This is a genomic window from Oenococcus oeni, from assembly GCF_020510245.1.
Classification (GTDB): Bacteria; Bacillota; Bacilli; order Lactobacillales; family Lactobacillaceae; genus Oenococcus; species Oenococcus oeni.
In genome coordinates this window covers 1,025,836-1,051,155 of sequence record NZ_CP084701.1, presented here as the reverse complement: position 1 = coordinate 1,051,155, position 25,320 = coordinate 1,025,836, and the positions used below count along the sequence as shown (strand labels likewise).

At 37.4% G+C, this 25,320-nt stretch carries 26 protein-coding genes; 24 read left to right on the top strand and 2 right to left on the bottom strand.

Annotated features, from left to right (window positions below):
- The first annotated feature begins 37 nt into the window (after window positions 1-37).
- Window positions 38-481, top strand: a complete 444-nt coding sequence (locus tag J3U91_RS05535; RefSeq protein WP_002820496.1) for a nucleoside 2-deoxyribosyltransferase — start codon at window positions 38-40, stop codon at window positions 479-481.
- Window positions 482-549: 68 nt separating this feature from the next.
- Here the strand turns inward: J3U91_RS05535 and lexA are convergent, their stop codons facing one another.
- The gene (lexA, locus tag J3U91_RS05530; protein ID WP_002817093.1) at window positions 550-1,188 is read right to left on the bottom strand and encodes a transcriptional repressor LexA; all 639 of its coding nucleotides are present in this window, start codon (window positions 1,186-1,188) and stop codon (window positions 550-552) included.
- Between the two features lie 130 nt (window positions 1,189-1,318).
- Between lexA and J3U91_RS05525 the strand changes: the two genes are divergently transcribed.
- Together J3U91_RS05525 and J3U91_RS05520 are read left to right on the top strand one after the other, a co-directional pair.
- Window positions 1,319-1,624: a DUF896 domain-containing protein gene (locus tag J3U91_RS05525; protein ID WP_002820494.1), complete on the top strand. Its 306-nt coding sequence runs from the start codon at window positions 1,319-1,321 to the stop codon at window positions 1,622-1,624.
- 2 nt (window positions 1,625-1,626) lie between these two features.
- Window positions 1,627-1,833 (top strand): YneF family protein, encoded by a 207-nt coding sequence (locus J3U91_RS05520; protein ID WP_002820493.1) that lies wholly within the window; start codon window positions 1,627-1,629, stop codon window positions 1,831-1,833.
- Window positions 1,834-1,858: 25 nt separating this feature from the next.
- Here the strand turns inward: J3U91_RS05520 and J3U91_RS05515 are convergent, their stop codons facing one another.
- Window positions 1,859-2,488 carry a lysophospholipid acyltransferase family protein gene (locus J3U91_RS05515; RefSeq protein ID WP_018025230.1) on the bottom strand — a complete coding sequence of 210 codons (630 nt, stop codon included), beginning with the start codon at window positions 2,486-2,488 and terminating at the stop codon, window positions 1,859-1,861.
- 18 nt (window positions 2,489-2,506) lie between these two features.
- Here J3U91_RS05515 and J3U91_RS05510 point away from each other — a divergent pair, with 18 nt between their 5' ends.
- From J3U91_RS05510 to glyS, 21 genes are all read left to right on the top strand, one after another.
- On the top strand, window positions 2,507-3,499 hold the full coding sequence (locus J3U91_RS05510) for a GIY-YIG nuclease family protein (protein WP_002820491.1): 993 nt from the start codon (window positions 2,507-2,509) through the stop codon (window positions 3,497-3,499).
- 134 nt (window positions 3,500-3,633) lie between these two features.
- A complete protein-coding gene (gene rpsB / locus J3U91_RS05505; RefSeq protein WP_002820490.1) occupies window positions 3,634-4,416 on the top strand; it encodes a 30S ribosomal protein S2 in 783 nt (260 codons plus the stop codon).
- A 50-nt stretch (window positions 4,417-4,466) separates the two neighbouring features.
- Window positions 4,467-5,345, top strand: a complete 879-nt coding sequence (gene tsf / locus J3U91_RS05500; RefSeq protein WP_002820489.1) for a translation elongation factor Ts — start codon at window positions 4,467-4,469, stop codon at window positions 5,343-5,345.
- 4 nt (window positions 5,346-5,349) lie between these two features.
- Complete coding sequence (pyrH, locus tag J3U91_RS05495) at window positions 5,350-6,081, top strand: UMP kinase (RefSeq protein WP_002820488.1); 732 nt, start codon at window positions 5,350-5,352, stop codon at window positions 6,079-6,081.
- Entirely contained in the window at window positions 6,081-6,623 is a 543-nt protein-coding gene (gene frr / locus J3U91_RS05490; RefSeq protein ID WP_002820487.1) for a ribosome recycling factor, read from the top strand. Before pyrH ends, frr begins: the two co-directional genes overlap by 1 nt.
- A complete protein-coding gene (locus J3U91_RS05485; RefSeq protein WP_002820486.1) occupies window positions 6,623-7,387 on the top strand; it encodes an isoprenyl transferase in 765 nt (254 codons plus the stop codon). Before frr ends, J3U91_RS05485 begins: the two co-directional genes overlap by 1 nt.
- Window positions 7,384-8,181 carry a phosphatidate cytidylyltransferase gene (locus J3U91_RS05480; RefSeq protein WP_002820485.1) on the top strand — a complete coding sequence of 266 codons (798 nt, stop codon included), beginning with the start codon at window positions 7,384-7,386 and terminating at the stop codon, window positions 8,179-8,181. The genes J3U91_RS05485 and J3U91_RS05480 overlap by 4 nt, the downstream gene beginning before the upstream one ends.
- Window positions 8,182-9,447 carry an RIP metalloprotease RseP gene (gene rseP, locus J3U91_RS05475; RefSeq protein ID WP_002820484.1) on the top strand — a complete coding sequence of 422 codons (1,266 nt, stop codon included), beginning with the start codon at window positions 8,182-8,184 and terminating at the stop codon, window positions 9,445-9,447.
- 4 nt (window positions 9,448-9,451) lie between these two features.
- Window positions 9,452-11,164, top strand: coding sequence for a proline--tRNA ligase (locus tag J3U91_RS05470; RefSeq protein WP_002820482.1), 1,713 nt, complete (start codon window positions 9,452-9,454; stop codon window positions 11,162-11,164).
- A gap of 5 nt (window positions 11,165-11,169) precedes the next feature.
- Window positions 11,170-15,483, top strand: a complete 4,314-nt coding sequence (locus J3U91_RS05465) for a PolC-type DNA polymerase III (RefSeq protein WP_002817108.1) — start codon at window positions 11,170-11,172, stop codon at window positions 15,481-15,483.
- Window positions 15,484-15,548: 65 nt separating this feature from the next.
- Window positions 15,549-15,743 (top strand): 30S ribosomal protein S21, encoded by a 195-nt coding sequence (gene rpsU / locus J3U91_RS05460; RefSeq protein ID WP_002817109.1) that lies wholly within the window; start codon window positions 15,549-15,551, stop codon window positions 15,741-15,743.
- A 44-nt stretch (window positions 15,744-15,787) separates the two neighbouring features.
- Entirely contained in the window at window positions 15,788-16,234 is a 447-nt protein-coding gene (locus tag J3U91_RS05455) for a GatB/YqeY domain-containing protein (RefSeq protein ID WP_002817110.1), read from the top strand.
- Window positions 16,234-17,220: a PhoH family protein gene (locus tag J3U91_RS05450; RefSeq protein ID WP_002820481.1), complete on the top strand. Its 987-nt coding sequence runs from the start codon at window positions 16,234-16,236 to the stop codon at window positions 17,218-17,220. Before J3U91_RS05455 ends, J3U91_RS05450 begins: the two co-directional genes overlap by 1 nt.
- Window positions 17,213-17,674, top strand: coding sequence for an rRNA maturation RNase YbeY (ybeY, locus tag J3U91_RS05445; protein ID WP_002820480.1), 462 nt, complete (start codon window positions 17,213-17,215; stop codon window positions 17,672-17,674). The genes J3U91_RS05450 and ybeY overlap by 8 nt, the downstream gene beginning before the upstream one ends.
- A complete protein-coding gene (locus J3U91_RS05440; RefSeq protein WP_002820479.1) occupies window positions 17,658-18,095 on the top strand; it encodes a diacylglycerol kinase family protein in 438 nt (145 codons plus the stop codon). Before ybeY ends, J3U91_RS05440 begins: the two co-directional genes overlap by 17 nt.
- An 8-nt stretch (window positions 18,096-18,103) precedes the next feature.
- Entirely contained in the window at window positions 18,104-19,024 is a 921-nt protein-coding gene (era, locus tag J3U91_RS05435) for a GTPase Era (protein ID WP_032805057.1), read from the top strand.
- Entirely contained in the window at window positions 19,024-19,800 is a 777-nt protein-coding gene (gene recO / locus J3U91_RS05430; protein WP_002820477.1) for a DNA repair protein RecO, read from the top strand. Before era ends, recO begins: the two co-directional genes overlap by 1 nt.
- On the top strand, window positions 19,784-20,992 hold the full coding sequence (locus J3U91_RS05425) for an ArgE/DapE family deacylase (protein WP_002826722.1): 1,209 nt from the start codon (window positions 19,784-19,786) through the stop codon (window positions 20,990-20,992). The genes recO and J3U91_RS05425 overlap by 17 nt, the downstream gene beginning before the upstream one ends.
- A gap of 370 nt (window positions 20,993-21,362) precedes the next feature.
- Window positions 21,363-22,322: a glycine--tRNA ligase subunit alpha gene (gene glyQ, locus J3U91_RS05420; RefSeq protein WP_002820475.1), complete on the top strand. Its 960-nt coding sequence runs from the start codon at window positions 21,363-21,365 to the stop codon at window positions 22,320-22,322.
- Between the two features lies 1 nt (window position 22,323).
- The gene (locus J3U91_RS05415; RefSeq protein WP_002817119.1) at window positions 22,324-23,136 is read left to right on the top strand and encodes a hypothetical protein; all 813 of its coding nucleotides are present in this window, start codon (window positions 22,324-22,326) and stop codon (window positions 23,134-23,136) included.
- A gap of 2 nt (window positions 23,137-23,138) precedes the next feature.
- Window positions 23,139-25,208: a glycine--tRNA ligase subunit beta gene (glyS, locus tag J3U91_RS05410; RefSeq protein ID WP_002820473.1), complete on the top strand. Its 2,070-nt coding sequence runs from the start codon at window positions 23,139-23,141 to the stop codon at window positions 25,206-25,208.
- The last annotated feature ends 112 nt before the right edge of the window (window positions 25,209-25,320 follow it).

Sequence of the window (25,320 nt, the reverse complement as noted above, 5' to 3'; positions counted from 1 at the left end):
TAATTCCGACTTTTGATAAGATACTTGCGAGGTGAATATGGCAAAGAATATCTATTTGGCAAGCCCATTTTTTGATGACGAACAAATTGCAAGAGTTAAAAAGATTGAAAAAGCTCTAGAAAGTAATCCGACTGTTATGGATTACTACGATCCTCGACTGCATCAGCATGAAGAACTGGAATTTGGTAGTCCTGAATGGCAGACAGTAACTTATAACAGTGACATTGAAGCCATCGAAGAAGCCGATGTAATTGTTGCAATAGTGGATTTTGAGGGTCAAAATGTCGATTCAGGGACTGCCATGGAAATTGGTTATGCCGTTAAAAAAGGGACGCCAATTCTGATTTTTCAAGAAAAAGAACCAGTTCTTAATCTGATGTTTTCAGTGCCGGTGCATGCTTACATGAGTAAGCCTGAAGACATTGCCAATTACGATTTTGACGCAATGAAAAAAATCCCTTATAAGGGAAAAGTCGTTTAATATAATTAATTAATCGTGTAACGGAAAAATTTCTTTATAAAAAACTCCCTTTACAAAAAAATAATTTCTCAGTAAATGGAGTTTCGATATAAGCCAACAACTTTTCCGAGAATAGAAACGTTTTCGACAATGATTGGGGCCATCGTATCATTTTCGGGCTGCAGTCGATAGTGATTGCTTTCTTTGAAAAAGCGTTTAACGGTCGCTTCACCCTCTCCATTGCCAAAATCAGTTGTCATTGCAACGACAATATCACCGTTGTCGGCATAGTCCTGCTTGCGAACGAAAACCATATCGCCATCCAGAATGCCAATATTGATCATTGAAGTTCCGGAAACTCTAAGAACGAAAAGATCGCCGTCGAAACGCTCGAGATCAGATGGGATTGGTAAAAATTCGGTTGCGGCTTGCTCAACGGCTAAAATGGGCATACCAGCTGTAACTAAACCAATAATCGGAACCTTGCCGGGAGTCTCGGGTACACCCAAAGCTCTTAATCCTTTCTCGGTAATTTCAATTGCCCGTGGTTTTGTTGGGTCCTTGTGCAGGAGACCGTGTTTTTCCAGGCGATCGATATGCCCATGAACGGTTGAGGTCGACGACAGACCAACTGCCTCCCCGATCTCACGGACTGTTGGAGGGTAACCTTTTTCATTTTGTTTTTCGTAAATAAAACGGAGAATTCCGAGTTGCTTTGTCTCTGCCATCGCCGAGCCTTTCTAATAACTTATTGCTATATGCAATTATAGCGGAAGACATAGCTTATAACAAACACATGTTCGTAAAATTTAATAAAAACGCAAAAACTTTTGTATAATACAAGTATGGAGAATTTTAATGGTTGATAATTCACGATCAGAAAAAGAGCATAAAGAACCCGAATTTATTGTTGATGAAGACGAGCAGGCGAAGAATGAGGCTTTAAGAGCTCGAATCAATGAATTAGCCGCTAAGCAAAAAACTTCAAAAGGGCTCACGGAAGCGGAAAAGAAGGAGCAAAAACAACTACGACAGAAGTTTTTGGAAAATTTCCGTAAAACTTTTCGTTCACAGGTTGAAATATTGCAGGTTTTCGATAAGAATGGTAAAGAAGTTACTCCTAAAAAAGTAATCGATATTCAAAAAAAGAAAGGATTAAGATAGATATGAGCTGGATATGGTTTCTATTAATCGGTCTCGTGATCGGCTTGGCTGCAGGAATGGTTATTTCTCGCTTTACATTAAAAAGTTATCTGAAGAAGAACCCTCCGATTAACGAGCAAATGCTTAAGCAAATCGGTGCTTCGATGGGTCGTAATTTAAGTCAAAAGCAAATCAATCAAATGATGTCACAGATGAAGAAGAATTATTAAAAAAACAGATCGAATGATCTGTTTTTTATTTGTCATTATTATTTGTTCTTTTCGGATGAGGATCAATATATACCCAATTTTTATTTATTTTTTTGTCCAAATCGGAAAAAGCTTTTTGCATACTAATTATAATTTCTTTTTCATCGGCCTTTTTAGGTACGGGAATCAGTGGCCCAAAAGCAACGCTCGTCGATCCTCGACGAAAGAGACCGATAAATTTTAATGGTCCTTGATAAACAACTGGTAAAAGACTTCTGCCAGACATTTTGGCAATTAAAACGGCCCCGCCTTCTAATTTTGAAGAGTGACGAGAACCAGAAGGAAAAATCATAAAGTTTCGTGTTCCGCTTCTTAATTCTTTAACTGGAATTTTAATTGCTGAAGGTCCGGGATGATTGCGGTCGACAGGGAAAACGCCAATTTTTTTCAAAGCCCAGCCGAAGGCTTTGTTTTTATACAATTCTTTTTTTGCCATAATAATAAATTGCCTTGGCAAAAGAGTCATCGCAAACCACAACGGATCCCACCATGTACGGTGAGGAGCAACTAAAATAAATTGTGTATCTTGTGGAATATTCTCTTGCCCGTATACGTGAGTTTTTCCATTGATTAGCCAACGAATTACTTGAATAATTCGAAAAATTACTGTGTACATGTCTATCATTATATAAAAATGAAAAAAATCAATTTAGATTCTAATGAAAAAATTGAAAAGATTAGTGGAAAACTTAAGGTTCTGCAAAACAATCAGCTTCCAAAATTTGGTATTGATGCTTTTTTGATTGCTAATTTTATCGATAAGTCCAAATCCCAAAGATTATTGCTGGCCGATTTTGGTGCAGGCACCGGAATTATTGGTTTGTTATATGCTATTGAAAATCCAGGAAAAGTTTTTTTAATCGAGAATAATTCGCAGTTGTCCCAGCTGGAAGAAAAGACCGTTGGATTAAATGACTTAAAAAAAAGGGTAACGGTAATTAATCAAGACATCAATAATCTGGACGGAACATTCCAGCTGAATTCTTTAGATGCCATCGTGTCCAATCCACCTTATTTCGATTCCCCGAATTATTCTAAAAAAAATTTGTCAAAAGAAAGATCACATGCCCGTCATGAAGAAAATTTCGATCTGGCGGTTTTGGTCAGTCAAAGTAAAAAGTTTTTAAAATCAAAGGGAAAATTGTATTTTATTTATCGAGCCGAGAGAATTGCGGATTTTATAGATCTGTTAATTAAAAATGGTTTTGGTATTTCCAAAATGCGTTTTGTTTATGGAAAGAAAAATACTGGGGCAAAACTCGTTTTGGTAAAAGCCATTAAACAGGGCAGTAACGCGAAAATAAATATTGAAAAACCAATGATTATCTTTAATGAGAGAAATGAATATACTAAAGAACTACAAAATATTCTTCATGACAACAAATATTTCTTTTATGTGATCCAAACAGCAGATAATTATTTATATGCAGGAACTTCGGATGATGTTAATCGCCGTTTTGCGACTCATCAAGCAAAAAAAGGAGCTAAATTCACAAGAGCGGCAATTCGTCATCCGCTTAAACTTGTTTATCAGGAAGAATTCTCGAGTAAAAGCGAAGCATTGAGTTCTGAAGCCAAATTCAAGCATCTCAGCAGGATTGAAAAGGAGCGCTATATTGGCTTGTAATCAAAGTTTGTTTCAGGTAAAATGTTAAACGGCATTCGCCAATACACAGCAAAAGCGGATATTTTATCAGTTGCTCATCGAGTCGATGAAATATGTGAAACTTTTGTGAGGACAAAAACATTAGGAGGCCTAATATGGCTGCAATTTCAATGAAAGAACTTTTAGAGGCTGGCGCGCATTTTGGTCATCAGACCCGTCGCTGGGATCCTCGGATGGATGAATATATATTTACTTCTCGTAATGGTATTCATATTATCGATTTACAAAAAACTTTACGGATGGCAGACGATGCCTATAACTGGGTTAAGGGAGAAGCTGCCGACGGAGCTAATTTCCTGTTTGTTGGTACGAAAAAACAAGCGACCGAAGCAATTGAAGAAGAGGCGAAACGTGCCGGAGTTGCTTATGTAAACCATCGCTGGTTGGGCGGTACATTAACAAATTGGAACACAATCAAAACCCGTATCAACAAGTTGAAGGAACTTCGCGCTGCCGAAGAGGATGGTAGTTTCGACAAGCTTCCAAAAAAGGAAGCTTCTCAGCTTGGTAAGCAAAAAGCAAAGTTGGAAAAGTTCCTTGGTGGAATTGCGGACATGGAAGATATTCCTGATGTTATGTTTGTTGTTGACCCAAAGACAGAAGAAATCGCTGTTAAAGAAGCTCGCAGTTTAAACATTCCGGTAGTGGCAATGATTGATACCAATGGAAATCCAGATTTGGTTGATGTTAAGATTCCTGCAAATGATGATGCGATTCGTGCGGTTAAATTAATCACTTCCAAAATGGCTGATGCCATTATTGAAGGTCGTCAAGGACAGGATGCCGGCGAAGATTCCGCAGAGAAGACTTTCGCCGATACTGCTGATGGCGAAGGAGATTTTGAAGAATCATCAAATAACGAAAATCAAGAAGCATAAAACGACTAAAATAATATCGCCTGTTCAGGCGATTTTTTGTGAGGTAAGAAATGGCACAAATAACTGCTGCACTAGTTAAAGAGTTGCGCGAAAAGACAAGCGCGGGAATAATGGATGCAAAAAAAGCCTTAGTTGAAACTAATGGCAATATGGAAAAGGCAATTGATGTTTTAAAGGAACGCGGTGTTGCTAAAGCTGCCAAAAAAGCTGATCGTGTTGCTGCTGAAGGAATGACTGATGTTATCGAAGCGGGAAATACTGCTGCAATTATCGAATTGAATTCGGAAACGGATTTTGTTGCTAGCAACGAAAAGTTTTTGAACTTACTTCATTTGACTGCAAAAGTAATCCTTGAACATAAACCAGCTGATTTAAAGGCTGCTTTAGCCATACCGGTTGAAGAAGGAACTTTAAATGATCAAATTGTTCAGACTTCAGCCCATACCGGCGAGAAAATAACCTTGCGACGTTTTAATGTTGTTGAGAAAAATGATAATCAGACATTTGGGGTCTATTCCCACATGGGAGGACAGATTTCTGTTATTACCCTTCTTGAGAATAGCGATTCTACAACTGCCAAAGATATTGCAATGCATATTGCTGCGATAGCACCGAAATATTTGAGCAGAGAAGATGTTCCAAAAGATGTTGTCGAGCATGAAAAATCAATCCAGATGAAGGCTGATGATCTCGGCAATAAGCCTGATAATATCAAAGAGAAGATTGTTGAAGGACGTTTGGGAAAGTTTCTTGATGAACTTGCTTTATTAAACCAACCGTTTGTTAAAGGCGAGGGTGAGAGTGTTGCTGAATATCTGAAAAAACAAGGTGCGACTATCAAATCATTTATCCGTTACCAGGTTGGCGAGGGAATCGAAAAGCAGGAAAGCAATTTGGCTGATGAAGTAGCCAAACAAATCAACGGGTAAATCTATGACTGAAATTAAATTCCATCGTGTTTTATTAAAATTATCCGGAGAAGCATTGGCAGGCGCTGGTGGCAGTGGTATTGATTTAACGACGGTTAAACGAGTGGCTAATGAATTGGCCGAAATAAAACGAGCCTATCCTCAAGTTCAAATTGCAATTGTTAATGGCGGTGGTAATTTGTGGCGCGGCGGACCAGCTGCAAAAGCCGGAATGGATCGTGCTCGGGCTGACTACATTGGTATGCTTGGTACAGTTATGAATGCTTTATCTCTGGCAGATGCGCTTGAACAAGCCGGTGTTGTTACACGTGTTTTAACAGCAATCGAAATGCGCCAAATAGCAGAGCCCTATATTCGTGGCCGTGCAATACGCCATTTGGAAAAAGGACGTATCGTTATATTCGGCGCTGGAACCGGTTCACCTTATTTTTCGACTGATACTACGGCGGCACTTCGTGCTGCAGAAATAAACGCTGATGCTATTCTAATGGGTAAAAATGGCGTTGATGGAGTTTATGATTCCGATCCAAGGAAAAATAATGAAGCGATTAAATTTGCTGAGTTAACATATGATGAAGTATTGCGCAAGGATTTGAAAGTTATGGATTCAACAGCTGGAGCCATGGCTAAGGATACTGACATGCCTTTAGTGGTTTTTAATCTTAATGAAGCCGGCAATATTCAAAAAGCAATTGAAGGTCAAGATATTGGTACAGTTATTAAGGGGTCAAAATAATGATTGATCTAAAAGAAGTCAAAGAAAGAATGGGAAAAGTCAGTAAGGCTTTCCAAAATGAATTAATTAATATTCGAGCAGGCCGTGCCAATCCGAATATTTTAAATAAAATACAAGTTGAGTATTATGGAACTCCTACTCCGTTAAACCAGTTAGCCAGTGTTCAAATTCCGGAAGCGAGGGTACTTTTGATTACTCCATATGACAAAACCTCTTTAAAGGCTATTGAGCAAGCAATTTTTGCCAGTGATTTAGGTTTGACACCCCAAAATGATGGGAGTGCGATTCGTTTAATTATTCCTCAACTAACCGAGGACAGTCGTAAAGAATTGGTTAAACAGGTAAAAGCGGAAGCTGAAAAAGCAAAAGTAGCTGCTCGCAATACGAGACATGATTTTATGAGTGATCTTAAGAAAGATAATGATTTGTCGGAAGATTCTCGCCATAGAACAGAAGATGATATTCAAAAAGCGACCGATCTTGAGATTAAAGATATTGATAGAATAGCAGATATTAAAGAAAAAGAATTAATGGAGATTTAATGGCAATTTTAAAGATGACCAAAACAAAAAATGAAAAGAAATTAGAGGTCATCTTGCCTGAACATGTTGCCATTATCATGGACGGAAATGGTCGTTGGGCCAAACGCCAACACAAATCACGCATTTTTGGCCATAAGGCAGGCATGCAGAATGTTAAAACTATTGCTCTTGCAGCAAATAACCTTGGGGTCAAAGTTTTGACTCTTTTTGCTTTCTCTACCGAAAACTGGGGCCGTCCTCAAGACGAAGTCAATTATTTGATGAAATTGCCAATTGATTTTTTTAATACTTTTGTTCCTGAACTGATCGAAAACAATATCAAAGTTGAAGGAATTGGCGAAATTGATGATTTACCTGAAAAAACTCGTCAAGCATTTTTAAATGCTGTCGAGGATACAAAAGACAACACCGGATTAATCTTGAATTTCGCAATTAATTATGGTGGACGTACGGAAATTGTCGATGCTACTAAATCGATTGTCAATCAAGTTTTACAAGGAAAGATTAAGACTGAAGATATCGACGAAAAACTTTTTCAAAACAATTTGCTCACCAATACTTTAGCAGAAAAAGCTAATCCCGATCTGATCATTCGTACTTCCGGAGAACAAAGAATCAGCAATTTTTTGCTGTGGCAGTCGGCATATTCGGAATTTTATTTCTCGCCCAAGCTTTGGCCTGATTACACTGCCGAAGATTTGGAAGAGGCTTTAGCAGCTTATAGTAATCGTGACCGCCGTTTTGGTAAGATAAGAGAATCATGAAAACACGAGTAATTACTGGCATCATTGCGTTAATAATTTTTATTCCTTTTGTCGTTATTGGGGGAATCCCCTTAACACTTTTGGTGTCTCTTTTGGGTTTGATTGCTGTTGGCGAGCTTTTGTTTATGAAGAAGCGTTTGCTTGTTAGTTTTGAAGCGTTAATATCTTTTCTTGCTGTGATTGTTACGATTCTTCCAAATGCTTTTTGGGCTTCCTTGCCTGCACAAATGTTTTTTAATAAAAAAAGTTTAATTTATTTTTTTATCCTGCTCATTTTGATTGTGACGGTACTATCAAATAACAAGTTAACTTTTGATGATGCCGGATCATTGGTCTTGGGGGTTTTGTACATAGGTTTTGGTTTTCATTTTTTTCTCCAGGCGCGTGCTGAGGAATGGCTTGCCTTCGTTTTCGGACTAATTATAGTTTGGTTAACAGATAGTTTCGCTTATATTGTTGGTCGAAAATTTGGGAAGCATAAATTAATTCCTCGAATTAGTCCAAACAAAACTTGGGAAGGATCGATTGGAGGAACTTTGATAGCAACTATCGCTGCAGTTTCATTCGCATTAGTTACTAATTTCGCTCCAGAATTCAATCCATTTGAACTTATAATCGTGACGGTGCTATTGTCAATTGCTGGTCAATTTGGCGATTTAATTGAATCTGCTTTTAAGCGTTTTTATGGTGTTAAGGACTCTGGGAATATGCTCCCGGGGCATGGCGGCATATTAGACCGTTTCGACTCTATGCTTGTTGTGATGCCTTTACTGGTCTTAATGGGGTTGAATTAAATGAATTTTGCTTCAATTATTGCTTTTATCATCGTTTTCGGAGTGATTGTAACCATTCATGAATTTGGTCATTTTTTTGTTGCAAAAAAATTTGGTGTGGTTGTTTATGAATTTTCGATCGGTATGGGGCCAAAGATATTCGGTACCAATAAGAACGGTACGAATTATGTTATAAGAATTTTACCGGTTGGCGGATATGTTTTAATGGCTGGTGCTGACCAGGATAATGAATATTTAAACGAATTAAGGCCGGGGAAAGTCGTTAAAATTAAGTTTGCGAATCAGCACACGGTTAATTTTATCGATATATCAGAAGACCCGATTACTGCTAATGAACAATTGATGAGAATTAGTGCAATTGATATTAATGATAAATTGTCCATCAAGGGAGTAATAGACGAAGAAGCAAAGCGGGAACTCCAATTTGAATTGGCTCCCGACACTAAAGTAAGAGCCGGGGAAGATCGAATTATTCAAATTGCTCCAAAGGATCGTCAGTTGCCTAATATCTCTCTTTGGAAACAAATATTGGTTAGTTTCGCCGGACCCTTCATGAATTTTGTTTTAGCCTTTGTTTTGTTTTTCGCACTTGCTTTTTCGCTTATTAAGGTTCCCGTCTCGAATTCGCAAATCAATCCCATTAAAAATTATCCTGCGATGAAACAGGGTTTAAAAAAGGGCGATGTAATTACAAAGGTTGATTCAAGCAAGATATCAAATTGGACTCAATTAACAACGGCAATTGAAAATGTCGGTGATAAAACAATGAAAGTTTCATACAGACGCGGTAATAAAAGTAGAACAGTCACAGTTAAACCAAAAAAAGTCGTTGAATCAGGAGGAACTCAATATTTAATTGGTGTTGAACAAGACACTACGACCGGTTTTGCTAATCGAATCAAGTATGGTTTTTCAAGTTTTTTCGGTAGCACAACATCTATTTGGTTGGCACTTGCTCATCTAATTGAACACCCCAGTCTTAATCAACTAGGAGGACCGGTAGCGATTGCCAAAACGACAAGCGCAGCCACAGCGGATGGTTTTTTGAGCCTTGTTGGTTTAACAGCTTTTCTAAGTCTGAATATTGGTATTTTCAATTTAATTCCAATACCAGTTCTTGACGGAGGAAAAATTTTGTTAAATCTAATTCAGGCAATTCGCCACAAACCTTTATCCGAAAAGGTTAATCAATGGGTAATGATTGCTGGTGTTGTATTTATGATTTTGTTAATGATTGCAGTTACGATCAATGATTTACTAAGGTGAGGAAATGAAACAATCAAAAATTTTTATTCCAACTGAAAAAGAAGTTCCGGCTGAAGCTCAAGTTAAAAGTCATATTTTTATGCTGAGGGCTGGTTTTATTCGGCAGGTTGCTGGCGGAATATATGCGTATCTTCCACTGGCTAATCGAATTATCAATAAAATAGAATCGATTATCAGAGAAGAAATGAGTCGAATCGATGCTAACGAAATGTTGATGCCCGAAATGATTCCTGCCGAATTATGGAAAGAGTCTGGGCGTTTTTATACTTATGGTCCCCAAATGTATCAACTAAAAGATAGGCATGATCGTGAATTTATCATGGCACCGACCCATGAGGAGACTTTTACGAAAATAATATCTGATGAAATTAAGTCCTACAAAAAATTACCTTTGATTCTATATCAAATTCAACAGAAGTTTCGTGATGAATTGCGTCCAAAGAATGGTTTGCTTCGTGGACGGGAGTTCATTATGAAGGACGCATATTCATTTTCTTCGGATCAAAAAGGTTTGGACGATGCTTATGATCTAATTGAATCTGCTTATAAGAGAATTTTTGATCGCGTGGGTTTGGATTATCGTGAAATCATTGCCGATTCAGGATCAATGGGTGGAAAGGATTCTGCTGAGTTCCAAGCAATTGCAGCAACCGGAGAAGACATCATTGCATATTCGAATTCCGGGAAATATGCTGCCAACATAGAGATGGCCGAAGAATTTTTTGAGAAAAAAATTCCGGATGAAGATAAAAAGGCACTCGTTTTAGTTGACACTCCGAATGCAAAAACAGTGGCAGATGATGCAGATTATCTGCATGTTCCAACGCATAAGATTGCTAAATGTATTGTTTTTGAGGCTGATGACGAATTAGTCGCTGTTATAATACCGGGAGATTATGATGTCAATGAAATAAAAGTCAAAAATTTTCTGGATGCCAAACATTTATCGGAAGCTGAGGAGCAAGAAGTATTTAAAATCTTTGGAGCTCATTTTGGTTCACTTGGCCCCGTTGGTCTTAAAAATAAGGATATTCGAATTTTAGTTGATAGAACTATTCAAAATGAGGCCAATTGGTTCGTTGGATCGAATCATGACGGTCAGCACTATGCGAACTTTAATCTTGATCGAGATTTAAAAGATTTTGAAACAGGGGACTTCTTAACTGCTAAAGAAGGTTCGATTTCTCCTGATGGTAAAGGCAAACTTGTTTTTACAAAGGGAATCGAAATCGGCCATATTTTTAAGCTCGGAACCTTTTATACAAGCAAAATGGGTGGACAGATTCAAAATGAAAAAGGTAAGCTAAGCGATATTATCATGGGATGTTATGGAATTGGCATTTCGCGTTTGCTATCTGCGATTGCCGAACAGTCAAATGACCCTAAAGGTTTTATTTGGCCTAAGGCGGTAGCTCCTTTTAATGTCCATCTAATAACAATGAATACGAAAAATGAAAGTCAAGTAAATTTGGCTAAGCAAATTGATAAGAACCTGCAGGAAGCCGGTTTTGAAGTTCTAGTAGACGACAGAAAAGAACGACCGGGAGTTAAATTTGCTGATTCCGATTTAATCGGGATTCCGATTCGAGTAGTTGTTGGAAGACAAGCTGATCAGCAGATTGTCGAAGTTAAGGCTAGAGGCCAAGAAAGTACAAATGATGTTTCGACAGATAATCTCATTGCTTTCTTAAAAGATAAGTTGAATGAATTAAAATAGAATTAATGTCTGAAAATTATTCTAAATTACAAATACTCTTGACGCAGATCGGTCACGGGGACGACACTTTTATAAATCAGCTAGCAGGAATTTCTTTAGATGATGTGGAAGTTATACCTGAAGACCGCAAGTGGATCTTTGAGTTTTCTACCGATCGTTTTTTGGATTCTACTTTACTAGCGCGTCTAATTTTAGATACTAAAAATACTTTTTCCAAAGAAAATATCAATTGTGATCTTATTTTTAGAGTCTCGCAAAAATCTGGAGTTAACGAACTGAATGAATATTGGCATTTGGTTTTAGCTTTGATTGACCACAGTACTCCCTATACTAATGAAATTTCAAGAGGGATTAACTTTGTTAACACAGGCGAAAGAGTCGAAGCATTATTGATGACTCAGGCTGGAATTGACTATTTTTCAAATATTAAAGATTTAATCGCCCAAGCATATTTATCCTTGGGTATTGGAATACCCTTCGTTTTTACGATTGACAGCGAAAAACAGGCTGAAATTCAAGAACAGTTTGAAAATTCTCAGGCAGCCGAAATTCATGAATCAGCTACCGAAGTCGCTCAGGCAGCCGAACCCGAGTACCATACAAACATTTTATTGGGCAATCCAATTCCCGACTCAACGAAATTGTTGCCCTTGGATGAAGTCAACGATGGAGACAATGTTGTTGTTGAGGGCTATTTATTTAAGTCTGATTACCGTGAAACCAAGCGTGGTGGTGCAATTTTAACGGTTGAAATAACTGATTACACAAATTCTATTTCCGCTAAAGTATTTTCCAGAAGTAAAAAAGATAATGAAACCCTAAAAAATATTCCGAGTAATCTTTGGGTGAAAATCAGAGGTCGTGTCGCTGTTGATGACTACATGGGCGGTGAACTCTCGCTGAATATTAATGATATGCAGACAATTGAGAAGGAAAGCGACTCCGATCCCATTGATGAAAATCAGAAACACCGAATAGAGTTACACGCCCACACGACGATGACGACCTTGAATGCTGTTAATTCCGCTAGTGAACTTTTTGCTCAAGCAGCAGAATGGAATCAGGATGCTTTGGCAATTACCGATAATGCTGATGTACAGGCTTTTCCTGAAGCTTCAGCATCCGCAAAAAAAACTGGCGTGAAAGCCATTTATGGATTGGAAGCCAATTACGTTGAAGATGGTGAAGCGATTGCCATTAATACCAATCGTGAAATCTTAAAAGATTGTCAGTATACGATTTTCGATATCGAAACAACTGGCTTATCGGCTGTTAATGATAAAATAATTCAACTATCAGCCGTAAAAATGAAAAACGGCGTCGTTTTGGATACTTTTGATCAATTTATTAATCCTGGTTTTCCTTTGTCGGAACAAACGATTAATTTAACCGGTATTACTGATGATCTTGTTAAAAACAGCAAACCAGAAGCTGAAGTTTTAAAAATGTTCCAGCAGTTTTATGCTGGGACAATTTTAGCCGGTCATAATGTTATTAAATTCGATTATGGTTTTGTGAACCATGCTTTGGCAGTCCATAAGTTGCCCAAGATCAATACTTTGGTAATAGATACATTAAATTTAGCCCGTTGGCTTTATCCGAATTTCGGGCGTTACACTCTTGATTTTCTATCAAAAAAATTTAGTGTTAATCTTGAACATCATCACCGCGCAATCGATGATTCAACTGCTACCGGAATGCTTTTACATATTTTCTTGAAAGAAGCGGAAGAAAATTATGGTGTTGTTTATGATGAACAGTTAAATGAACATACTGATGATCATGAAAGCTGGAGGCAGACCAGGCCAACGCATTTATCCATCTTAGTTAAGAACCAGACTGGTTTGAAAAATCTCTATAAATTGGTTTCCGAATCGAATATTAATTATCATTACCGCGTTTCTCGTGTTCCCAAAAGCCTTTTAACTAAGTACCGTAACGGTTTATTGGTTGGTTCGGGAGATATTGGCGGTAATTTATTCGATACTTTGGCTCGAGAGGGAATTGATAAAGCAATCGAATTGGCTGACAGCATAAATTATGATTATATCGAGGTTCAGCCTTTAGAAAATTATCAGCCAAGAATCGAATCTGGTTTTATTAAAGACCGAGCAACACTCGAAAAATTAATTAAGCAGTACGTTAAACTTGCTGATATTTTAGAGCTGCCACTTGTTGTTACAGGTGACGTTCACTATCTTACGGAAAAAGATAGAATTTATCGAACGATTCTGCTCAATTCTAAAATCGCCCGGTCAGCTGCTGCTGGTGAAACCCGTTACACTTTAGCAGATCTTTCAATGAAAAAAACCCAACATTTGCTTGATGAATTCGCTTTTCTTGGAAAGGAAAAAGCTTATGAAATTGTTGTGGAAAATTCCCACAAAATCAATCAAATGATCGATGATGTTCAGCCTTTGAAAAAAGGGTTATCAACACCGAAAATTGAAGGTTCCGAAGATATTTTAAGAAAAAAAGCTTATGCGCGCGCTAAAGAAATGTATGGGAATCCACTTCCTGATTTAATTCAAAAACGTTTGGATAGGGAATTAAATGCGATTATTGGCAACGGCTACGCGGTTATTTATGTTATTAGTCAACGCTTGGTTGATAAATCCAATAAAGATGGATATATAGTTGGTTCTCGAGGTTCAGTTGGATCTTCATTGGTTGCAACAATGATGGGCATTACCGAAGTCAACCCCTTGCCACCGCATTACCGCTCTGTAAATGGCAACTATACTGAATTTGTTGAAGATGCTAATGTTTCTTCCGGCTTTGATTTGCCGGAAAAACGAAATCCGGTTGATGGAACAATTTTAATTGGTGACGGTCAGAACATTCCTTTTGAAACTTTCTTGGGTTTTAAGGGTGATAAAGTTCCTGATATCGATTTAAACTTTTCTGGTGATTATCAACCAATTGCCCATAATTACACTAAAGTCATGTTTGGCGAAAATAACGTTTTTCGTGCTGGCACAATTGGTACAGTTGCGGAAAAAACAGCCTATGGAATGGTCAAAAATTACGAAGAGGCAAACGACGTTCACTATCGAAAGGCAGAAGAGGATCGTCTATCCAATGGCATCACCGGTGTAAAACGGACTACCGGTCAGCACGCTGGAGGAATTATTATCATTCCTTCGGATCATGATGTTTATGATTTTACGCCGATTCAATTTCCAGCCGATGATACAAAGTCCAATTGGAAGACAACCCATCTTGATTACCATTCGATTCATGATAATGTTTTGAAAATGGATATTCTCGGCCATGATGATCCGACCCTTCTCCGAGCTTTACAGGATATGTCTGGAATTGATCCAAAAACAGTTCCGGTTAACGACCCGGGAGTTCTGTCCTTATTTACTTCGACAAAAGCTTTGCATGTTACCGAAGATGAAATTATGTCCAACACCGGTACTCTTGGAATTCCTGAATTCGGAACCAACTTTGTTCGTGGCATGCTTGAACAAACCAAACCACATAATTTTGGCGAGCTTCTGCAAATTTCCGGCCTTTCGCATGGTACAAACGTTTGGAATGGAAATGCGGATGAGTTAATCAAGAACGGCCAAGCCAACATCGGTACAGTTATAGGGACCCGTGACAAAATTATGACTGATTTAATGTCTTTTGGTTTGGAATCATCCGATGCTTTTCAGATTATGGAAAAAGTCCGTAAAGGTAAAGGAATTTCTCCCGAACATATGGAAATTCTTAAAGCTCATCCGAAGGTTCCTAATTGGTACATTGATTCGATGCTGAAAATTCAATATATGTTTCCGCGTGCCCACGCAGCTGCTTATGTGATGTCGGCACTTCGAATTGCTTTCTTCAAAGTATACTTTCCTGCGATTTATTACGCTGCTTTTTTCTCTGTTAGGGCAAAGGATAAAACAATCGATGCCGTTGGAATAACTCAGGGGAAAACAAAGGTTCAAGCATTGGTTAAGAGTTATCGTAGTAGATATAACGATTTGAATAAAGAAGAGTCTAAGACTCTGGCCATTTATGAAATCGCCAACGAGGCATGGCAACGAGGAATTGAATTTAAAATGGTCGATCTATATAAGTCGGAAGCTTTTGACTGGAAAATCGATGGTAACCAAATTATTTTGCCTTTCGTTGCTTTGCAAGGTTTAGGGGATAACGTTGCTAAAGCGATTGTTGCCGCCCGTGCCGAACATGAATTCATTTCCAAAGAAGATTTAGCAAAGCGTGGTTCTGTTAATAAAACGCTGATCGATTTCATGGATCAAAATCATATGCTCGATGGAATGACTGATGCCAATCAAATGGACCTATTTGCCATTTAAGATCAATAATGTCATAATTATTAGGTCATACGCAAGTAAATCGGACACGAAAGGAGGGATATTATATGGCAAGTATTATTGTTCGTCATAACGAATCATTCGATGATGCTCTTCGTCGCTTCAAACGTGGCGTCGCCAAAGACGGTACCCTTCAGGAAGTTCGTAAGCGTGAATTCTACGTTAAACCTTCTGTTGCTCGTAAGTTGAAGAGCGAGGCAGCACAAAAACGTGCTCGTAAGCGTGCTCGTAATGATCATTAATTTAAGCGGCCGCAAGGCCTTTTTTTATAGACACTAGGAGAAATATGAGTTTAACAAGTGATATTCAAGCAGCAATTATTAAAGCAATGAAGGCCCAAGATAAAGAGAAACTTAGTGTTTTAAGAATGCTTAAAGCATCCATTTCTAACAAACAAATCGAACTTGGCCATGAATTATCGGACGAAGAAGTTGTTGCTGTATTAGCCAGTGAAGTTAAATCCCGAAGGGATTCAATTAATGACTTTAAAAAGGGCAAACGTGATGACTTGGTTACAATGACGGAAAAAGAAATTGAAGTTTTAAAAACTTATTTACCCGAACCTTTGTCCGAAGAACAGGTATCGAAAATGATTGATCAGGCCATTTCAAATGTTAACGCTTCAGGGTTGCGTGATATGGGAAAAGTCATGGGACAATTGTCGTCTAGAACCAAGGGCCGTTTCGATGGATCTAAATTGGCCTCGCTTGTCAAAGATAAATTAGGTGCTTAATGAGCCAAATTATTACTCGGGAATTTCCTTTAGAAAAACCAGAACAATTACAAAATATTATCGGCAATCAGGACAAGCTTTTATCGATTTTAGAAGAAGGCCTTGGTGTAAAGATCAGTCAACGTTCTAATTCGATTATTGTTGACGGTGAAGAGGAAAAAGTCAAAACAGCCGGATCGGTCCTTCTTGAATTAATCAAATTAATTAAAAAAAATATTTTGATTGGTCCTTCTGATATCGCAAGTGCCATTAATATGCAAAAGAAGGGTACCTTGGAGTATTTTTCCGAATTATATTCGGAAACTTTGATTAACGATGTGCGTAATAGGCCGGTTAGAGTTAAAAATTTTGGGCAACGACAATACATTCAGTCAATCAAAAGAAATGAAGTTACTTTTGGAATTGGTCCTGCTGGGACTGGTAAAACTTATTTAGCTGTTGTTATGGCTATTTCGGCTTTCAAAAAAGGCGATGTTGATAAAATTATCATTACTAGACCTGCTGTTGAAGCCGGCGAGTCCCTAGGTTTTTTACCAGGGGATTTGAAAGAAAAAGTTGACCCGTATCTCCGTCCGATTTATGATGCCATGGATGCAATCATTGGATCTGAACAGTCTGGTCGTCTAATTGAACGCGGAATTGTCGAGGTTGCTCCTTTAGCTTATATGCGAGGACGCACGCTGGACAATGCTTTTATTATTTTGGACGAGGCTCAAAATACAACTCCGGCTCAGATGAAAATGTTTTTGACCCGTCTTGGATTTAATTCGAGGATGCTTGTCAATGGCGATATTTCTCAAATCGACCTTCCTCGGGGATTCAAACAATCTGGCTTGATTCAAGCCCGTAGAATTTTAAGAAATGTGAAGTCGATTGGCATAGTGGAGTTTACGCATGATGATGTCGTTCGACATCCTCTGGTTGGCTTAATTGTCGATGCTTATGAACGCGATGAACAGAAAAAGGAATCGAAAGAAAATGCTTGACGTTATTGTATTGGATGATAAACAAAAAGAACTTGATAATGACGATGCAAAACTCGTGAAAAAGGTTCTTGCTTTTGCTTTTGACTTTATGCAGCTTAAACAAAATTATGAGATGTCGGTAAATTTTGTCAATGATGAAAAAATTCATCAAATCAATAAGGAATACCGTAATACGGATCGAGCAACCGACGTTATTTCTTTTGCGCTTGAGGAAAGCGATCGAATCCATATTGATGGTGTGGCGGAGGAACTGGGAGACTTGTTCATAAGTTTGGATCACGCTCATGCTCAAGCTGAAGAGTATCTTCATAGTTATAATCGAGAGTTAGCATATTTAGCTGTTCATGGTTTTTTGCATTTATTGGGTTATGATCATACTAGAAGTCAAGCAGCCGAAGACGAAATGTTTGGATTGCAGGATAAGATACTAGAAGGATATGGGCTCACAAAATAAAAAACCAATCATTCAAAAACGTAAGACCTATAAGCGCAACAAGACCTTTTTTGCTGCAATTTTTAATGCATTTAACGGTATTTGGATCATGATAAGTCGAGAAAGAAACTTCCGCATTCATATTGTTATTGCCTTATTGGTTCTTTGGGTCGGCATTTACTTTCATTTGTCGCGTTCTGATTGGTTATGGGTTACGGTTGGTGTTTTTTTTGCCATCGTTGCAGAGATTTTGAACACGATTATCGAGGCAATTGTTGATTTAACGGTTGGTGATCGTTACGATGATTTAGCGAAGTTGGCAAAGGACGTTGCTGCTGCTGGAGTTGTTTTTGCAGTCTTTATAGAATTTACAATTTTGGCAATTATTTTGCAGCCTTATTTTTGGGTCTGGTTGGGAATACATAATTTATTTAATTATTAATGGAGAATATTTTGGATAACGAATATAAATCTGGTTTTGTCGCGATTATCGGTCGGCCTAACGTTGGCAAATCAACTTTGTTAAATTATATTATTGGTCAAAAGGTAGCGATTATTTCTAGCAAAGCACAAACAACTAGAAATAAAATTGCTGGTATTTATACGACTGAAGAAGCACAGGTTGTTTTTTTAGACACACCGGGCATTCATAAACCTTACAACAGTCTTGATGAATATATGGAAAAAGCTAGTTTTGGTGCTTTGAATGAAGCTGATGCCGTTTGGTTTGTTGTTGATGCGACAGAAAAACGTGGTGGTGGTGATAATTTCATCATTGAACGTTTGAAAAAAATTAAAAATACACCGATCTATTTATTGGTAAATAAAATTGATCTTATTAAAAAGAAAAATGATCTTTTTCAAGCAATCTCAAGTTATACAGTTGATTCGCTTGATTGGTCTGAAGTTTATCCGATCTCGGCAAAATCAGGCGAGCAAGTCAATGCGCTTGTTGATGATGTGATTGAAAAATTGCATCCTGGACCACAATATTTTTCAAAAGAACAGATTACCGATCATCCGGAACGTTTTTTGGTGGCAGAATTAATTCGAGAAAAAATTTTGCAGTTAACCGAACAAGAGGTTCCTCATTCAATTGCTGTTGTGATTGATTCGATGAAAAAGGACGGCGTGAACGAAAAGTTGCACATTCAAGCCTCGATTGTTGTTGAACGCTCTTCTCAGAAAAATATCATTATTGGCAAACAGGGTAATATGATTAAAAGAATCGGCCAATTAGCCAGAAAAGATATAGAAAATCTTTTAGGTGAAAGAGTTTATTTGGAGACTTGGGTGAAAGTTGAGGCGCGTTGGCGAGAAAGACCTCAGGCTTTACAGGAACTCGGCTATAATTCAAAACAAGATTTGTGATGGTAGACAAAATTTCCGGAATCGTAATCAGTGTTAGAGATTATTCAGAAAACGATTCTCTGATTAAAATTATTAGTCCAACAATTGGAATTAATACTTATTTAGCTCGTGGCAGCAAAAAAACGAAAAGTTCGCTTAAAATAGCTACTCAATTATTCACTTATGGTGATTTTTTTGGTAAATATCCAAAGAAAAATGGTCTGGGCTATTTAAATTCTTCTGAATCCACTTCGATTTTTAAGAATATTTCACTTGATATTATTTTAAATGCCTATGCTAGTCATATTGCTGAGCTGCTTGCGGCAGCTTTTGATGAAAATACCAATATTGATCAATGGTACTTTATGTTTTTTCAGGCATTGAAAAAAATTGATGCTGGTTTGGATCCACAAGTTATTGCAAATGTTTTTGAGATTCAATTGTTGAGTGTTTTTGGTGTCGAACCGAATTTGTTTTCTGATCCAATTAATGGTCAGACCGAGGGAGAATTTGATTTTTCCGAACAATATAACGGCATCTTATCAAAAAAGAATTATCATCTCGACGATCGTCGGCTTCATGCAAATCCGAAAGCTATTTATTATCTACGTATGTTTTCCAAGATTAAAATTTCTCAATTTAATTCAATTAACATTTCCGAGAATGTCAAGCGTAGTCTTCAACGAGTAATCAACTTAATTTATGATCGGCAAATTGGTTTAAAAACCCGATCGAGGACTTTTATTGAGCAAATGAATTCTTTGCAGATTAAATATCCGAATGATTCTTCAAACTGATAAAATGATTGACAAGCAATCGGAGGAAAACATGGGTTTAACGGAAAATAAAAAAGTTGAAATTTTTCAAAAAATAGTTCAGTTTGATACAGAAAATTCTAATGAAGCTTCTGTTGCTGAATATATCGGCAGTCTTTTTGAAAAATTTGAGAACGTTAAAATCGACTATATTGAAGCCGAGGAGAATAGAAAATCGGTTGTTGTGACTATTAATGGAAAGAACAAGGGCGATAAAGTACTTGCATTTTCCGGTCATGAGGATACTGTTTCTGCTGGAGATTCATCAAGTTGGAAATATAATCCTTTTTCAGCAGAAATTCATGATGGAATTCTGTACGAAAGGGGTGCTGATGATATGAAAGGCGGTTTGTCTGCCTTGGTATCGGCTGCCCTGGATGTCGTAACCGACGGTTCCGATTTTGCCGGTACTTTGAAGCTAATTGCCACTGTTGGAGAAGAAACAAGTGAAATTGGTGCAACCCAAGTCACTCAAAGCGGCGCTTTGGACGATGTTACGGCAATGATTTTGGGAGAACCGCGTAAAAATTTTGAAATTGGATATACCAATAAAGGCGTTATCGATTACCGTGTTTATTCAAGCGGCAAAAGTGCTCATTCATCAGTACCGGAAAAGGGAATCAATGCAATTAACGCTTTGCGTAAGGTTATGGACCGATTTGATGAATATTTCGATACCCTTACCGAGAAAAACGAGGTTCTTGGTTATTTTACGAATGCTTTTACACTAATCAAAGGAGGAGAACAGCTTAATCAAATTCCTGATAAAGCCGAGTTGGGTGGCAATATGAGAACAATTCCCGAGACACCGAATGATCAAGTGATTAGTAAACTGGAATCAATTATTGCTGAATTAAACGAGAGCGAGGAAGCCGAACTAAAATTGGAAATTGTTTTTCCTGAATTACCTTTGCCGGTCCAACCAGTTAGTGATTTTACGAAGTTGGCCCAGGCAAAGATCAAAGAAGTCAGCGGTTTTAATGGCGACTTAGTTGCTGGAACAGGCACAAATGAGGCCTCAGAGTTTATCAAAGGGGAAAGCGAATTTCCAATTTTAATTTTTGGACCGGAATCTGATGATTGTGCTCATGCCGTAAATGAGCATTTAAAAGTTGAAACATATTTGCAGGCAGCTAAAATTTATACAGAAATTATTAAATCTTATCTAGTTTGATAAAAAATAAAGAAAGATACTGTTCTTAAATCCAATTTCATTAAGAAAATATATATTGATGATTTAAAATCAGAGTCTTCTGAATGAAATTATTAATAAAACAATTAATATTAGCTGAAAATTTTATTGTTTTAATTGGTACAAAATAGTAGTATTTCTGTATATACAGATTTATGCTGAGACTTTGTGGCGATTGTTGAGTAAATCTGTTCGATTATAAAGTGTCGCAAATTATTAAATGATTTGCGGAAATCAGGTGGAACCGCGTGTAAAGCGTCCTGATGGCATTGTTGCTGTTAGGGCTTTTTTGTCTTTAATTGCAACGAAAAACGCAATTTTGTGTTGATCAATATCGAATGGGAGCAGATTAATGACAAAAAAAATGTCGATGCAGGATATAATTTTAAATTTACAAGAGTATTGGGCCGAACAAGGCACTAATTTAATGCAGGCTTACGACAATGAAGTTGGTGCCGGTACTCAAAGTCCTTATACTTTTTTGCGCGCTAATGGCCCTGAACCTTGGAATGCCGCATATGTACAACCATCGCGGCGTCCGGCTGATGGTCGATATGGACATAACCCAAATCGTCTATTTCAGCACCATCAATTTCAGGTAGTCATGAAACCGTCTCCAGAAAATATCCAGGAATTATATCTTGGCAGTTTAACTAGGCTAGGATTAAAAGCTTCTGAACATGATATTCGTTTCGTTGAGGATAATTGGGAAAATCCATCAATGGGGGCAGCTGGAATCGGTTGGGAAGTTTGGCTTGACGGAATGGAAGTTACTCAATTTACATATTTTCAACAGGTCGGATCAATAGAGGTGGATTCGGTAACTGCAGAAATTACTTACGGTCTTGAACGTTTGGCTTCTTATATCCAAGACGTTTTGTCTGTTTATGATCTTGAATGGGGAAATGGCGTCATGTATGGCGATATTTTCAAAGAACCGGAGTATGAACACTCTGTATACTCCTTTGATCAATCAGACGAAAAGATGTTGCTTGAAAATTTTGATCAGTATGAAGCTGAAGCGAAAAGGTTAACTAAGTTGGGTTTGGTTCATCCGGCGTATGATTATATTTTAAAATTAAGTCATATTTTTAATTTACTCGACGCTAGAGGAGCTGTTTCTGTCACCGAAAGAGCGGGTTATATGCATAGAATAAGAAGTATGGCAAGAGCAATTGCTCGAGAATTTATTACTGCTCGCGCGAAATTGGGTTTTCCTTTACTCAAGGATTCAAAACTTAGGGAAAAGTACATTGGAGAGAAGGGTATTTATACAAAGAAATTAGCTAAAAAAATTAAAAAGGAGGCTTGAATTGGAAACAAGTAAAATTCATTACAATTTTGAAAAAACTGCTGATCTTTTAAAGGCCTATCAAAATTCAGATCCAAAACATGATTGGTTTGCTGGACAAAATTTATTATCAGCTGCGCTTTTTGGCCAATTTTTTTATGAAACTAATTTTCGTTATAAAACAGTTAGCAATAAAAACTATCTTTTGGTTTTTACGAGCAATAAACTAGCTCACCGTGTTTTGAAAGACGATTTTGACTTAAGTTTCCCAATTGTCGAAGAAGTTCGTCTTGATCAAGCTGTCAAGGTTGCTGTTAAAGAAAAGTTGGATGGTATCATCATTGATCGTTCACAAATTGATTTCAATCTGACGGTTGAAGAATTCAAAAATGTCGTTGTCGAGCGCATTAAAATACTTGATCAAAGTTTAAAAAATGAGCAATTACTGAAGAAATACCAAATAAACGAAGATGATCCGATTGAAGGAGAAGTTGCCGAACAAATAAAATTCATTGTTCCGGGCAGATTTTTTTTGGATGATGAGAAAAAACCTCATCATTCCTATATCGCACTTCATAACAGTAGCAACCAAACCAAATGGATTTCGATTTTTACCAGTCTTGGAAAACTAAAGAATTGGTCTCAGGCTCCTTTTGCGGGTAATTTTTTTGATGATGATATTTCGGTCTTTTTAATGACGAAGACCGATTTGTTGGAATCCGAACGTCTTGGCGATTTTCGTTTGAGCAACGAAATTTTCGCTAATGGTGTTGTTATCGATGCCCCAACCAGAAAAGGAATGGGACAGATCGTTGAATTGAAAGAGGAGAATTAGAAATGGCGGATTATTTATTGGAAATAGGATTAGAGGAAATACCGGCACATTTAGTGACAGAATCCGAAAATCAATTGATTGAACGTATAAAAAACTTTTTTTCGGATAATTTATTGGATTATAAAAAAATACAGACTTTCTCCACTCCCCGTCGTTTGGCAGTTTTAGTTCATGATTTATCAAATTACTCGCAGTCAAAAGATGAAGAACTCCGTGGACCCTCATTAAAAGTCGCCAAAGATGAAAGTGGCAATTGGTCAAGAGCAGCTGAAGGTTTCGCTCGTAGCCAAGGAACTTCTCCGGCTGAATTTGATGAACGTGATGGATATGTTTATTTAAACAAGCATATCGAAGGGGTTTCTGCAGAAGAAATTTTAAAGAAAATCGGCATCGAAGTTGTTGAAAAAATGAAATTTTCAACTTACATGAAATGGGCTGATTTTAAATTAGAGTATGTTCGCCCAATTCGTTGGCTCGTTTCTCTGCTTGATTCGAAGATAGTCCCTTTTCAAATTCTCGATGTAAAAGCTGATCGTTTTACACGTGGCCACCGTTTTTTGAGTGGAGGCAAAATTTCAATTTCCGAAGCTGGTGATTACGAAGAAACTTTGAATAACGCCTATGTGATTGTCGATGCAAAAGTTAGAAAAAACTCGATTCGTAATCAAATAAGGAAAATTGCCGATACGAACGATTGGAATCTTCATGTAGATCCTGATTTATTGGAAGAAGTAAATAATATTGTTGAATATCCAACAGCTTTTGCTGGTGTTTTTGATGACAAATATTTGAATTTGCCTGAGATTGTTTTAACGACTAGCATGCGTGACAACCAACGTTTTTTTTATGTTACTAATAAACAAGGAAAAATTTTGCCACACTTCATATCAGTAAGGAATGGAGATTCCAATCAAATCGAAAACGTTGTCAAGGGTAATGAAAAAGTCTTGGTAGCCCGTCTTGAAGATGCTGAATTTTTCTTTGAAGAAGATCAAAAACATAACATCGATTTCTTCATGAAGAAAGCCGAACGATTGGTTTTTCATGAAAAAATCGGTACAATGACAGAACATATGAAAAGAGTTGAAAAAATAGCCGCTTTATTAGCTAACCAACTTGCTTTTAACGACCAAGAAAAGAAGGATTTAAAACGAGCAGCAAATATTTATAAATTTGATTTAACCACAGCAATGGTTGGTGAATTTGCTGAATTGCAGGGGACCATGGCTGGAATTTACGCAAAAATATTTGGCGAAAATCAGACAGTTTGTCAAGCTTTGTCGGAACAATATTTACCAACTTCCTCGGAAGGAGACCTACCGAAAAGTAAAGTTGGTGCAATGCTGGCTCTCGCCGATAAATTAGATACACTCTTTTCTTTTTTTGCTGCAGGTATCATTCCTTCCGGTTCAAACGATCCCTACGGCCTAAGACGTGCAGCTTTGGGAATCGTTAGAATCATTGGCCAACAAAAATGGAATTTTTCTGTTAGCAAACTACTTCACAGCTTAAAAACAGCAGTGGACAAACATGAAGATGGTTTTTTGATTGATTTTGCCGATACAAAAGAAATTAGTAGAAAAGTGATTGAATTCTTTTTGGATCGAATCCGCCAGCAAAGTTCCGATATTCGTTATGATTTGCTGGACGCCTCTACGGGAAAAGTTAATGAAGGTATCATTAACTATATTTTTAAACGGGTAAGAATACTAGCATCCCATGTAGCTGATCCGGATTTTCGTGATGTAATCGAGGCCTTGACTCGAGTTCAGAACTTAGCCGAAAAAAACAAAAGTAATGTCGAGATAGATCCTGAATTATTTGTAACTAACTCGGAAAAACGTCTTTATCAATTGACAAAGGACAAGGATCCGATTGTACTTTTAAGCAAAGGAGATCATACTGTTTATCAATTTTTAGCATCTCTTAAAGAACCGATTAATAATTATTTCGATGAGAATATGATTATGGACAAAAACCCAATCATTAAGAATAATAGAGTTGCTCAGATTAATTTGCTTAATAATTTGATTTCCAGCCTTGGCGATCTTAGGAAAGTTGTTGTCAAGTAGGATTACACATCTTTTCTAGTTAACATAATCTGTTTTTCACAAATAAAAAATAGCCTTAAACTGCGTCATATCAACATTCTTATCACTTGACAAAGTCAAGTTATGTGAGTAT

Coding starts and splice junctions, on each gene's coding strand:
- J3U91_RS05510 (WP_002820491.1), top strand. CDS start 2,507: ATGAAAAAAATCAATTTAGATTCTAATGAAAAAATTGAAAAGATTAGT.
- J3U91_RS05535 (WP_002820496.1), top strand. CDS start 38: ATGGCAAAGAATATCTATTTGGCAAGCCCATTTTTTGATGACGAACAA.
- rseP (WP_002820484.1), top strand. CDS start 8,182: ATGAATTTTGCTTCAATTATTGCTTTTATCATCGTTTTCGGAGTGATT.
- J3U91_RS05485 (WP_002820486.1), top strand. CDS start 6,623: ATGGCAATTTTAAAGATGACCAAAACAAAAAATGAAAAGAAATTAGAG.
- J3U91_RS05470 (WP_002820482.1), top strand. CDS start 9,452: ATGAAACAATCAAAAATTTTTATTCCAACTGAAAAAGAAGTTCCGGCT.
- J3U91_RS05465 (WP_002817108.1), top strand. CDS start 11,170: ATGTCTGAAAATTATTCTAAATTACAAATACTCTTGACGCAGATCGGT.
- J3U91_RS05450 (WP_002820481.1), top strand. CDS start 16,234: ATGAGCCAAATTATTACTCGGGAATTTCCTTTAGAAAAACCAGAACAA.
- lexA (WP_002817093.1), bottom strand. CDS start 1,188: ATGGCAGAGACAAAGCAACTCGGAATTCTCCGTTTTATTTACGAAAAA.
- J3U91_RS05515 (WP_018025230.1), bottom strand. CDS start 2,488: ATGTACACAGTAATTTTTCGAATTATTCAAGTAATTCGTTGGCTAATC.
- tsf (WP_002820489.1), top strand. CDS start 4,467: ATGGCACAAATAACTGCTGCACTAGTTAAAGAGTTGCGCGAAAAGACA.
- J3U91_RS05520 (WP_002820493.1), top strand. CDS start 1,627: ATGAGCTGGATATGGTTTCTATTAATCGGTCTCGTGATCGGCTTGGCT.
- pyrH (WP_002820488.1), top strand. CDS start 5,350: ATGACTGAAATTAAATTCCATCGTGTTTTATTAAAATTATCCGGAGAA.
- J3U91_RS05455 (WP_002817110.1), top strand. CDS start 15,788: ATGAGTTTAACAAGTGATATTCAAGCAGCAATTATTAAAGCAATGAAG.
- J3U91_RS05440 (WP_002820479.1), top strand. CDS start 17,658: ATGGGCTCACAAAATAAAAAACCAATCATTCAAAAACGTAAGACCTAT.
- recO (WP_002820477.1), top strand. CDS start 19,024: ATGGTAGACAAAATTTCCGGAATCGTAATCAGTGTTAGAGATTATTCA.
- glyQ (WP_002820475.1), top strand. CDS start 21,363: ATGACAAAAAAAATGTCGATGCAGGATATAATTTTAAATTTACAAGAG.
- J3U91_RS05525 (WP_002820494.1), top strand. CDS start 1,319: ATGGTTGATAATTCACGATCAGAAAAAGAGCATAAAGAACCCGAATTT.
- J3U91_RS05425 (WP_002826722.1), top strand. CDS start 19,784: ATGATTCTTCAAACTGATAAAATGATTGACAAGCAATCGGAGGAAAAC.
- rpsB (WP_002820490.1), top strand. CDS start 3,634: ATGGCTGCAATTTCAATGAAAGAACTTTTAGAGGCTGGCGCGCATTTT.
- rpsU (WP_002817109.1), top strand. CDS start 15,549: ATGGCAAGTATTATTGTTCGTCATAACGAATCATTCGATGATGCTCTT.
- frr (WP_002820487.1), top strand. CDS start 6,081: ATGATTGATCTAAAAGAAGTCAAAGAAAGAATGGGAAAAGTCAGTAAG.
- ybeY (WP_002820480.1), top strand. CDS start 17,213: ATGCTTGACGTTATTGTATTGGATGATAAACAAAAAGAACTTGATAAT.
- J3U91_RS05480 (WP_002820485.1), top strand. CDS start 7,384: ATGAAAACACGAGTAATTACTGGCATCATTGCGTTAATAATTTTTATT.
- glyS (WP_002820473.1), top strand. CDS start 23,139: ATGGCGGATTATTTATTGGAAATAGGATTAGAGGAAATACCGGCACAT.